This window comes from Streptomyces muensis, from assembly GCF_021474425.1.
GTDB classification, from domain to species: Bacteria; Actinomycetota; Actinomycetes; order Streptomycetales; family Streptomycetaceae; genus Streptomyces; species Streptomyces muensis.
In genome coordinates, this window is the sequence record NZ_JAKEIP010000270.1 from 1 (window position 1) to 10,821 (window position 10,821).

Consider the following 10,821-nt stretch of genomic DNA (forward strand, 5'->3'; position numbering starts at 1 on the left):
CCCCCGGACACCCCCGTCCGCACGGCGATCCGCCGGGTCAAGATCTGGACCCCCCTGGTGCTGCTGCTCGCGATCGTCTTCGCGGTCGTACAGAGCATGCGCCCGCTCCCGACCCCCACCCTCGACCTCACCGCCGAGGACACCTACACCTTCGACGGCGCCAAGGTCGACATCCCGTGGCCCGCCGACGGCCAGGCCGCCCTGGACGTCGACGGCATCGGCACCTTCGGCTCCTCCGGCGACCAGAAGCCCGTGCCGATCGCCAGCGTCGCCAAGGTCATGACGGCGTACGTCATCCTGCGCGAGCACAAGCTCGCCAGCGGCGCCGAGGGCCCGAAGATCGAGATCGACCAGGCCGCCGAGGACCAGTCCGACGCGGGCCAGGAGTCGACGGTCAACGTGACCAAGGGCGACCAGATCTCCCAGCGCGAGGCCCTGGAAAGCATCCTGATCGCATCCGCGAACAACGTCGCCCGGCTCCTCGCCCGTTGGGACGCCGGCTCCGAGAAGGCGTTCGTGGCGAAGATGAACGCCACCGCCGAGGACCTCGGCATGACGAACACGACGTACACCGACCCCTCCGGCCTGAACAACACCACCGTGAGCACGGCCGTGGACCAGGTGAAGCTGGCCAAGGCGGCGATGAAGGAGCCCGCCTTCCGCGAGGTCGCCGCGATGATGTCGTACGACGACTACAAGGGCCACAACCACGGCAACTGGAACCAGTTGGTCGGCCGCAACAACGTCGTCGGCATCAAGACCGGCACCACCACCTCCGCCCTCGGCAACCTCGTCTTCGCCGCGAAGAAGGAGATCGGCGGCGAGACCCGGACCGTCGTAGGCGCCGTGGTGCGCCAGCCGGACGCGGGCGGCGGCATCCTCGCCGCCGCTCTCGACTCCGGCGACAAGCTCATCCGCGCCGCGCAGGACGCGCTGGAGTCGGCGACGATCCTCAAGAAGGGCGATGTCGTCGGCTACGTCGACGACGGCCTCGGCGGCCGCACCCCGGTCGTCGCGACGAAGGACGTCAAGGCGGTCGGCTGGTCGGGTCTGAAGGTGAAGCTGACCTTCGCCGCCGGCGAGGTGCCGCACACCGCGAAGGCCGGCACCGAGGTGGGCACGCTCACCGTGGGTGACGGCAGCAGCGGCGCGGTCAAGATCCCGGTGGCCCTCCAGTCGGACCTGGCCGAGCCGGGCTTCACGGACAAGCTGACCCGCCTCGCCTGACCCGGGAGAGGCGAAGCAGCACGGCACCGCAGCCCGCCGACAGGCCTTGTCGGCGGGCTGCGTGCTAGCGTCACGAAACGGGCAGGTCGTCGCTCACAAGGCACGACCGGAGAACCTTCAGGTACTGGGCCGACAACACGCGGGAAACGGGACGCGGCCAGGACAGAAGAAGACGGGACAGCACGGGGAGTGCCTCACAAGTGGCCACTGCGGAGCCGACACGCGCCGACGACGCCGATCCGGGACGGGGAGCCGGTCCGCGAATACGCGTACCCGCGCCACGCCGGGGAGACGGCCCGAACCGCACGGAGGACGGGCCGCCGTCACGTCTGACCGCCGCCGTCCACACCCTGCGTGAGCGTCTTCTGCGTCACCCGGTGCTGTCGATCACGACACTGGCCGGGCTCCTCCACGTCATCTGGTTCTTCACGTTCGCAAGCAGCGGCGGCGACCTCGCCGCGCAGGACGCCTGGGCCGAGTTCGTCGGCCGGCATCCGGACTCGGCGTACAACCTGGCCTGGTACGGCGGGATGCACCCGGTGTCGTACAGCGTGGTGTCGCCGTATCTGATGTCGGTCCTCGGTGTCCGTACGACGATGATGATCGCGGGCACCATCTCCGCCGGACTGCTGACGCTGGTCCTGATCCGCAGCCGCTCCGTGAAGAACCCGCTGTGGGCGTCGCTCGCCGGGGTCTTCGGGCTGGTGTGCAACGCGATCTCGGGGCGGGTGACCTTCGGGCTCGGCACGATGTTCGCGCTCGGCGCGGTCGCCGTCGTGTTCTGCTGGCCGTACCGCTGGCGCTACAAGCGCTGGGCGAAGGCCCTGTGCGCCGCGCCGCTGGCCGCGCTCGCCACCATGGCGTCGCCGGTGGCGGGGCTGTTCGTGGGCTTCGTGGCGGTGGCGTTGTTCCTGCAGAAGCGGCGGCCGGGTGCCTGGGCGCTGGGCCTGGCGCCGACCGCGGTCGTGGCCGTGTCGGCCTGGCTGTTTCCCTTCTCCGGCACCCAGCCGATGGTGATCGGCTCGGTGCTGCTGCCGTTGCTGATCGCCGTCGTCACCTATCTGCTGGTGCCCGAGGACTGGAAGACGATCCGGCTGGTGTCCGCGGTGTACGGGCTCTCGGTCGTCCTGGTCTGGGTGATCAGCTCGCAGATCGGCTCCAACATCACCCGCCTCGCGATGCTGTTCGGCGGGACCGCCCTGGTGGCCGCGCTGCCCTTCACGGTGCCGCGCTCGCGCAAGTGGTACACGGGGGTGCTGGCGCTGCTGACCTTCGCCGGGTGGATCGGCTACAAGACGGTCGACGACATCATCCACGCCGCCCCGGAGGCGTCCTGGGCGCGCGAGCTGGCCCCGCTGGTCAACGAGCTGCAGGAGGTCGGCGCCGAGAAGGGCCGGGTGGAGGTCGTGCCGGCCCGCTCCCACCGCGAGGCCGCCGCGCTCGCGCCGTACTTCAACCTGGCCCGCGGCTGGAACCGCCAGGCCGACATGGAGCGCAACACGCTCTTCTACGACGACACCCTGAACTCCGCGAACTATCACGAGTGGCTGCGGCGCTGGGCCGTGCACTTCGTGGTCCTGCCCAAGGACGAGCCGGATCCCACGGGCGCCGAGCGCGAGCGGGAACTGCTGCGGCGCGGGCTGCCGTATCTGAAGCAGGTGTGGGGCGACGCCAACTGGCAGCTGTTCGAGATGACCGACCCGGCGCCGCTCGCCGAGCCGAACGCGGTCGTCGAGCGGGCCGAGCAGGGCGAGATGACGATGCGGGTGAGCAAACCGGGCCGCGTCCTCATCCGCATCCCGTACTCGCCCTGGCTGGGCCTGGTCGACGCCGACGGCAAGAAGCTGGACCCGCCGCAGGAGACGGAGGCGTCCGAGAACCGTGCCGACGGCCTGCCGAAGTCGTACGCCAACGTCAACGGCTGTCTGATGGAGACGGAGGAGGACGCGCACGGCGACAAGTGGACGATGCTGGTCGCTCCGCGGGCCGGCGAGTACCGGCTGGCGGCGCCGTACAACTTCTCGCGGGGGACGCCGTGTCCGGAGGAGTGGCGCTGAGCGGCGTCGCCTGACCGGTCAGCGCAGTTGGTCCACGTACCTGTCCGTCCCCGGGATCGTCGGGACGAACGGTGCCATCAGCTCCACCCTCCCCAGACCGGACTCCTCGACCGCCGTGTCCAGTCCCGTGAAGTGCTCCTCCCAGCACTCCCTGGGATCGGCCGCCACGAACCACAGCAGCGTCAGCCGGGTGTCCACGCCCTCGACCTGCTTGACGTACGACATGCGGTCGAGCGGGAGCGGGGTGGGGCGGAAGATCGTCACCATCGCCGTCGGGGAGCCCTTCAGGCGCTTCGGGAGGTGCCGGGCGCGCAGCCATTCCAGGAGGTCGGCGCGCTGTTCGGGTGAGTGGGCGTCGATGACCTGGACCACCAGGCCCGCGTAGGGGTGGTCCAGGGCGTGGAAGTCACGGGGGCCCGCCGCGCCGTCGCGGTAGACGGTGGCCTCGTGGTCCTGGAACGCCGTGAAGACGTGGGTGCGGTCCTGGTAGACGCGGGCGTCGCGGTTGAGGCGCTTGTTGATGGCGACGGTCCAGCGCATGTGGTCGGCGTAGCGGCCTGCGGTGATCCAGTACGTGGAGATGTAGCAGCCGGCGGTGACCGGCTGGGCTATCGCCGACTTCTCCGGGTAGCGCAGGAGCTGGAGGTCGCGCGTGGCCACCCAGCGCCTTCCGGAGTACATCCAGGGCATCGCCATCGCGCCGGCGTAGTAGTGGTCGTCCTCGTACCAGCGGTTGTAGGCGTACTCGTGGCCCGGGTGCGGTTCGACCATGGTGATCAGGGCGTGGCCCGGGTGGACGCCGTACGGGCCGACGGCGGCCAGTTCGGCATACGTCTCGCTACGGGTGTCCTCGCCGCGGGTGTCCTCGCTCATGCGGTTCCCCTTTCCTGCGGTCACCCATACTCTGACGGGCCGTCAGATATTGCGTCCAGAGTCGGGAGGCAGCGGAATGACACTGCTCGCGGGCAAGACCGTCGTCGTGTCGGGGGTGGGCGCCGGGCTCGGTCACCAGGTCGCCGTCGCGGTGGTGCGCGACGGCGGGAACGCGGTCCTCGGGGCGCGCACGGAGGCCAACCTGGCCAAGTGCGCGGCCGAGATCGATCCGGACGGGGCGCGCACGGCGTACCGGGCGACGGACATCACGGACGAGGGGCAGTGCGAGGCGCTGGCGGCGCTCGCGCGGGAGCGGTTCGGGGGGATCGACGGGGTGGTCCATGTGGCGGCCTGGGACTCCTACTTCGGCGGTCTCGAGGACGCCGACTTCACCACCTGGCAGTCGGTGATCGACGTGAACCTGCTGGGGTCGCTGCGGATGACACGGGCCTGCCTGCCGGCCCTGAAGGAGCGCGGGGGCTCGGTCGTCTTCATCGGGACGCAGTCCTCGGTCGCCGCGCCTTCGCAGGTGCGGCAGGCGGCGTACGCGGCGTCGAAGGGGGCGCTGACGAGCGCGATGTACTCGCTGGCGCGGGAGCTCGGGCCGTACCGGATCCGGGTGAACACCGTGCTGCCGGGCTGGATGTGGGGGCCTCCGGTGCGGGCGTTCGTCCAGTTCACGGCTCAGACGGAGGGCGTGCCCGAGGACGACGTGCTGAAGCGGCTGACCGGACGGATGGCGCTGCCCGATCTCGCCACGGACGGGGATGTCGCGGATGCGGTGGTGTTCCTGACGTCGGACAGGGCACGCTCTCTCACGGGGCAGTCGTTGCTGGTCAACGCGGGGGAGCTGATGCGATGAGTTCATGTAGGTGAACGCAGGCCCTCATGTCGAACATTTTTACCTCCCCTTGACCCTACGCTCGCTTGTCGTGTTCACGCGACAGCGCCCAGGATGAGCGCCGGGCTGAACCCTGGGAGGGCGCACATGAACGGTCTCGACTGGGCCGTGCTCATCGGCTACTTCGGCGTGATGGTGGCGATCGGCGTCTGGTCGCACAAACGGGTGGACAACGTCAGCGACTTCTTCACCGCCGGCGGCAAGATGCCGTGGTGGCTGTCCGGCATCTCGCACCACATGTCGGGATACAGCGCGGTGATGTTCACCGGCTACGCGGGCATCGCCTACACCTACGGCGTCACGTCGTTCGTGACGTGGTCCTTCCCCATCGCGCTCGGCATCGCCATCGGCTCGAAGCTGTTCGCGCCGCGCATCAACCGGCTGCGCTCACGGCTCCATGTGGCCTCCCCGCTGGAGTACCTGAAGAACCGCTACGACCTGAAGACCCAGCAGGCGCTGGCCTGGTCCGGCATGCTGCTGAAGATCGTGGACGTGGGCGCGAAGTGGGCGGCCATCGCGACGCTGCTGTCCGTGTTCACCGGGGTCTCCCTCAACCAGGGCATCCTCATCACCGGCGGCATCACCGCCATCTACTGCACCATCGGCGGTCTGTGGGCCGACGCGCTCACCGAACTCGGGCAGTTCGTCATCCAGTTGCTGGCCGGCGTCGCGATGTTCGTCGCGGTCATCATGAAGCTGAACGACAAGGGCATCGGCTTCCTCGACGCCTGGGACCGGCCGGAGCTGCAGGGGCACGGCGAACCGCTGGTCGGGCCGTACGGGACGGTGTTCCTGCTCGCCTTCCTCTTCATCAAGCTCTTCGAGTACAACGGCGGCATGCTCAACCAGGCCCAGCGCTACATGGCCACGGCCAGCCCCTACGAGGCCGAGCGCTCGGCGCGGCTGTCGGCGATCCTGTGGCTGGTCTGGCCGGTGGTGCTGTTCTTCCCCATGTGGATGTCGCCGCTGCTGGTCGAGTCGCAGAAGCCGGACGGCTCCGACTCCTACGGCCTGATGACCGAACAGCTGCTGCCGCACGGCCTGTTGGGCCTGGTCATCGTCGGCTTCTTCTCGCACACCATGGCCATGTGCTCCTCCGACGCCAACGCCATCGCCGCCGTCTTCACCCGGGACTGCGCACCGGTGATCTGGCGCCGGGCGCGGACCTGGACCGAGGGGCAGGGGCTGCGGGTCGCGCGGATCACGACCGTCGTCTTCCTCGGCCTGTCCATGGCGGCGGCCACGCAGATCAACTCCCCCACCTTCAAGGACATCATCACCGTGGTGATCAAGTGGGTCGCCGGTCTGATGGGGCCGATGGCGATCCCGATGATGCTGGGCCTGCTGCGGCCGTTCCGCCGCTCCGGACCCACCGCCGCGCTCACCAGCTGGTCGATGGGCCTGCTCGCCTTCTGGCTGGTCAACTACCCGATCAGCTGGCAGATCGACGGCGGGGTGCCGCTGCAGTACCAGGTGTCCATCCCGCTGGCGGTGTCGCTGGTCCTGTACATCCTCATCGGCTACGTGAAGCCGGAGGACACCCCGGAGCGGCTCGCGATCGTGGAGAAGATCAACACCGACGGGGACGGGGCAGCGGCGGCCGCGGTGCCCGCGCCGACGGGGCCGGTGGAGGACGCGGTGGGGACGCGCGGGAAGGACTAGGGCCTGTCCGGACGCGCGGGAAGGACTGGCCCACGGCCGTCAGTCCGCGGTGGCCTCCGCGGTCAGCTTCTCCTTCCAGAGCTCCTTGTCGTCCTCGTCGTAGGCCGTCACCTCCAGGTCCCGGAACCGGAAACTGCTGTCGGGGAAACGCACCAGGTATCCGGTTCCGGACTTCACCGCCACCGTGGGTCTGCCGTACGACGCGCCGGTCTTCTTCGCCATGAAGTAGTAGAGCTTCCCGGCCTTCGTACGGCAGAAGGCGTACCGGTCCTTCACGTTCTCCCTGCTGTAGGCCGCGACGAGCCTGGCGCCCGGTGCCGTGCCCTTCGGCAGCATCGCGGCCAGCTCCTTCGGGCAGGGGCCGCTCGCGGAGACCGTCGGGGACGGGGTCGCGGAGCCCTTCGAGGAGCCGGAGCCCGTCAGGAACGACGTCACGGTCGACCAGTTGAGGATCAGCAGGACGACGAGGGTGACGAGGGCGGCCGCGATGAACAGGATGCAGCCGCATCCCGCGACCACCTCTCCCGGGGTCGGCTCCCTGGATGTCGGCTTCCGGTAGGCGGGCGTGGGCACCGGGCGTGGGGTGGTGCCGGACAGCGGCCGCCCGCGCACCGTCGTCGTCGCCTCGGGGGTCCAGGCCGTGTAGCAGAGGTCGCAGGTGAGGTACCCGACGATTCGGTGACCGCAGTTGGGGCACACCCAGCCCAGGCCTGCCAGGGGGGAGCTTGCTTCGAACAGGTCGATGCCGGTACGGGGCGACGGCCTCGGCTTCGGCACCGACTTTGGCGCGGGCTTCGGTGTCGGCTTCGGCGCGGGCTTCGGCTTTGGCTTTGGCGCCGGCTTCGGCTTCGGCCTTGGGGCTGGCTTCGGCGTCGGCTTCCTCGCGGGCGCCGGCGCCGCGCGCCGGGGTGTCTCGCAGACGTCGCACACCCGCGCCGCGGCGTCGTTGAAGGTGTCGCAGTCCGAGCACTGCCACGTCGGCCCGGTCATGGTGGCTCCCTCGGGTCATGTGTCCGCGACGGTCAGGCGGGCCATGACCGAGCGGAGCAGCACACGGGTCGCCGGTGAGACGGGGGCGCTGAGCCAGTTCCGGTCGGCCTCCTCGCGCTCGGCGGTGGACGGTTCGAGGTCCCACCAGGAGGCGGAGAGGTCCTGGACGCCGTACTGGTGGGCGAACCACTGCGCGAACTGCCAGGCCCGCTCGGCCCCGTCCGGGCCGACGACGACCTCCGCCGTGACCTCGGTGCCGCTCTCCTCCGAGGGCCGGAACCGGAACGCCAGGCTCAGGTTCGTCCCGTGCCCGGCGGACCGGCCGTGGATCGAGACACAGCGGTCGGGCGGCATGATCAGCTGCGCGTCGGTGCTGCCGGCCGGGCCCCAGGTGAGGACCAGCCACCCCCGGTCGTGGTCGAGCCGGACGCCCGCGCCCTGCACCTGGAACCTCACAGGCTGTTCGCGATCGTCTCGATGATCTCGTCCATCTCGAACTCCTCCAGGCCCTCGCCCGCCCTGGACGGGAAGTGCAGGGTGAGGTCCCACTCCTCCCCGATGGCCTCCTTCCACGGCTCCTCCTCCGGCGCGAACAGCACCAGCCGCTTCGCCGACTGCTCCATCACCGCCGTCTGGCTGCGGGCGTAGCCCCACTGCTCGAAGAGGTCGTCCATGCTGCGCGGGATGTCACGCGGATACGTCTGCGCCGAGGCACCCACCGTGCCGAGCGGGTGCGCGGGCGCGTCCGTGAACATGACGATGACGTGACGCCGCCGGTCCAGGCCGGTCTCCCAGGGGGAGTTGATCGCCAGGGCCAGCGCCTCCAGGCCGGACTCGGGGATGTCACCGCCGCCGGTCGCCCGCAGGCCCCGTACGAACTTCTCGAACTCCGCGACCTGTTGGGGCAGCCGCAGGAAGTCCGTCTGCTCGATCGCGTCGGAGGGGTCGTCGCCGAAGTCCCGGAAGGCGATGACCTTCAGCCGCAGCTGGCTGATCTCCTTGCTCTTCCTCGCCATCACCTCGTCGAGGCGCTGGTGGAACTGCAGCGAGCTGTTCTTCACGATGTCCAGCACGGGGTGCATGCTGCCCGTGGCGTCGATGCACATCACGATGTCGACGGCGTACTGGAGGTTGCCCTGGTACTTCTCGATCTCGGCGCTCATGCGTGTGCGTCCTCTCGGTCACGGGGTGGATCGGTTGCGGGAAAGGCCGTCTCGGCGGTGACCGAGATTGATGCGGACCCTGGACGACCTGGCTGGCTGGTCGTCGGCGGGGTCGGCCGACGTCATGGCCGTGATCAGCGCCTGGGTCGAGGTGGCGAGGCGGTCGTCGACGGTCAGCGGGGCGGCCGCGTTGACCGCGTCCGCCGGTGATCCGAAACGGCTGTCGTACGCGGGGAGGGCACCGGTGAGGTAGACGTGGGTCATCAGGCCGAGCGCGAACACGTCCACGGCCGTCGTCAGCCGCTCGCTCCCGACGGATTCGTCGCCCTGTACGTAGCGCCGCCACTCCGGCGCGCCGTACAGCGAGTCGCCGGCGATGTCCTCCCGGGCCGGTGGCTGCCCGGAGAGGTAGGAGTCGTCGAAGTCGATGAGCTTGGCCGTGTGGAACGCGGCACCTTCACGCTGCTGCACGAGGACGTTGGCCGGCTTCAGGTCGCCGTGCACGACCTCGATGTCGTGCAGCAGTCGCAGGCTGGTCGCCAGGGTCCGCAGCAGCACCGCCCGCTGTTTCGGGCCGAGCGAGTGCGGCTGCTCCAGGCTGGCGGTGTCGATGCGTTCGGTGACCTTGTAGTAGGTACTGCCCGCGTGGAAGAAGTCCGTGGCGAGGACCAGGTTGCCCGCGCCGCTGGCGTCGGGGCGCAGCCGCCTAATGATGTCGCGGTGCCGCTCCTCGAACTCACGGCAGGTCTCCAGCCGGATGCGCCGGCTCGCGGCGCTGCCCCCGCCGCCCTCGCGCGGACGCTTGGGTTCGAGGAACCGCTTGAGGAAGTACTCCCTGCCGTCCTTCTCGGCGAAGGCCCACACGCATTTGCCGCCGTCGGCGTTGGTGGGGTCGGTGACGACCCGGTACCCGCCGATCACATCGCCCCGCTTCACTCGCGTACCCCCGGCATGAGCTGCTCGTATGTGTGTCGGTAGGACTCCCAGGTCCGGTCCTGCCAGTCGCGCACCGCGTCGGGACCGCCCGGACCGTCGGCCGCCGGGACGTCCCGGTATCCGCTGCGTACGAGGCTGTCGTGGCGTCCGGCGAAGGCGCCGCGCAGCCGCGCGAAGTCGTCGAAGCCCAGCGCGACGAGGGAGAGCGACGCGTCGTCCGCCGTGACCGGCTGGATCGCCCCACGGATCAGCTCGGCCCATTCGCCCGCGCTGTGCGCCCGCGTGAGCGTGTCGAGGAGCAGGCACTCGAACTGGGCGGGGGTGTGCACATAGCCGAAGAACCCGTCGGTCGCGGCGAGCAGCACGCACGGTTCGCCGAACTCGCCTTGCTGGGCGGTCAGTTCGAAGTCGCGGTCGGCGCAGATCACGTTCGTCATCGGCGGGTCCTGGCGGAGCTGGGCGAGGGTGTCGTCCTCGTGGGTGTCGTCCCGGGTGAGGGCGTGCAGACCGGTTCCGGGAAGCAGGGCGTACGACCGGGAGTCGCCGGCCCAGAGGGCCTGCCAGCGGACGCCTTCGTCGCCGACCCGGTAGCGGATCGCCGCCATGGTGGTGGGCAGTGACCGGCGCATCGAGCCGGTGACCTTGCTCCGTGTCCCGCGGGGCGCCGCGTCCAGCACGGCCCGCAGGGAGTGCTTCAACCGCTCGGGGGTGTCCGGCACTTCGGCGTCGACGACCCCCTGGAACCAGCACTCCGCCGCCAGCCGCGCGCTGCGCGCCCCGACCCAGGCACCGGTGTGCGTCACTCCGTCGGGCGCGTGCCACGCGGGGGCGGCTCCGGACCCGCCCGCGCCGTCGAACACGGCCAACAGCCCGTTTCCGGTGGGCCGGTGATGGACCGCGAGCGGCTCGGCGTCCTCGCCGTGTCCCGGGCGGCGCTCCGTCCAGACGGTGAGGGTCTGGAGGCGGGTGTGGGTGGCGGACCAGGTGAGGTGGCCGGGGTGGAGGGAAGGGG

General features: G+C 70.1%; 9 protein-coding genes and 1 pseudogene. 4 read left to right on the top strand and 6 right to left on the bottom strand.

Annotated features, from left to right (window positions below; genetic code table 11):
* Positions 1-1,227 (top strand): annotated as a pseudogene (locus L0P92_RS36920) (serine hydrolase); the annotation flags it as partial.
* Between the two features lie 200 nt (positions 1,228-1,427).
* Positions 1,428-3,284 carry a DUF8823 domain-containing protein gene (locus L0P92_RS36925; protein WP_234767435.1) on the top strand — a complete coding sequence of 619 codons (1,857 nt, stop codon included), beginning with the start codon at positions 1,428-1,430 and terminating at the stop codon, positions 3,282-3,284.
* Between the two features lie 18 nt (positions 3,285-3,302).
* Here L0P92_RS36925 and L0P92_RS36930 read toward each other — a convergent pair whose 3' ends face one another.
* Positions 3,303-4,157, bottom strand: coding sequence for a hypothetical protein (locus L0P92_RS36930; protein WP_234767436.1), 855 nt, complete (start codon positions 4,155-4,157; stop codon positions 3,303-3,305).
* 76 nt (positions 4,158-4,233) lie between these two features.
* On the opposite strand from L0P92_RS36930, the gene L0P92_RS36935 reads away from it, so the two are divergent.
* Positions 4,234-5,019, top strand: a complete 786-nt coding sequence (locus tag L0P92_RS36935; protein WP_234767437.1) for an SDR family oxidoreductase — start codon at positions 4,234-4,236, stop codon at positions 5,017-5,019.
* Between the two features lie 126 nt (positions 5,020-5,145).
* On the top strand, positions 5,146-6,720 hold the full coding sequence (locus tag L0P92_RS36940; protein WP_234767438.1) for a sodium:solute symporter family protein: 1,575 nt from the start codon (positions 5,146-5,148) through the stop codon (positions 6,718-6,720).
* A gap of 39 nt (positions 6,721-6,759) precedes the next feature.
* On the opposite strand, the gene L0P92_RS36945 is transcribed toward L0P92_RS36940, so the two are convergent.
* The 5 genes from L0P92_RS36945 to L0P92_RS36965 all read right to left on the bottom strand — a co-directional run.
* Complete coding sequence (locus tag L0P92_RS36945; protein WP_234767439.1) at positions 6,760-7,497, bottom strand: hypothetical protein; 738 nt, start codon at positions 7,495-7,497, stop codon at positions 6,760-6,762.
* Positions 7,498-7,725: 228 nt separating this feature from the next.
* On the bottom strand, positions 7,726-8,166 hold the full coding sequence (locus L0P92_RS36950; RefSeq protein WP_234767440.1) for a hypothetical protein: 441 nt from the start codon (positions 8,164-8,166) through the stop codon (positions 7,726-7,728).
* Positions 8,163-8,873, bottom strand: a complete 711-nt coding sequence (locus L0P92_RS36955; RefSeq protein ID WP_234767441.1) for a vWA domain-containing protein — start codon at positions 8,871-8,873, stop codon at positions 8,163-8,165. Before L0P92_RS36955 ends, L0P92_RS36950 begins: the two co-directional genes overlap by 4 nt.
* An 18-nt stretch (positions 8,874-8,891) precedes the next feature.
* Complete coding sequence (locus tag L0P92_RS36960) at positions 8,892-9,809, bottom strand: protein kinase domain-containing protein (protein ID WP_234767442.1); 918 nt, start codon at positions 9,807-9,809, stop codon at positions 8,892-8,894.
* The coding region (locus L0P92_RS36965; RefSeq protein ID WP_234767443.1) for a serine/threonine protein phosphatase at positions 9,806-10,821 on the bottom strand (1,016 nt) is incomplete at its 5' end. The genes L0P92_RS36965 and L0P92_RS36960, both read right to left, overlap by 4 nt.

Excerpts from the sequence above, each read along its gene's own strand:
- L0P92_RS36955 (WP_234767441.1), bottom strand. The coding sequence starts at position 8,873 with ATGAGCGCCGAGATCGAGAAGTACCAGGGCAACCTCCAGTACGCCGTC.
- L0P92_RS36935 (WP_234767437.1), top strand. The coding sequence starts at position 4,234 with ATGACACTGCTCGCGGGCAAGACCGTCGTCGTGTCGGGGGTGGGCGCC.
- L0P92_RS36930 (WP_234767436.1), bottom strand. The coding sequence starts at position 4,157 with ATGAGCGAGGACACCCGCGGCGAGGACACCCGTAGCGAGACGTATGCC.
- L0P92_RS36940 (WP_234767438.1), top strand. The coding sequence starts at position 5,146 with ATGAACGGTCTCGACTGGGCCGTGCTCATCGGCTACTTCGGCGTGATG.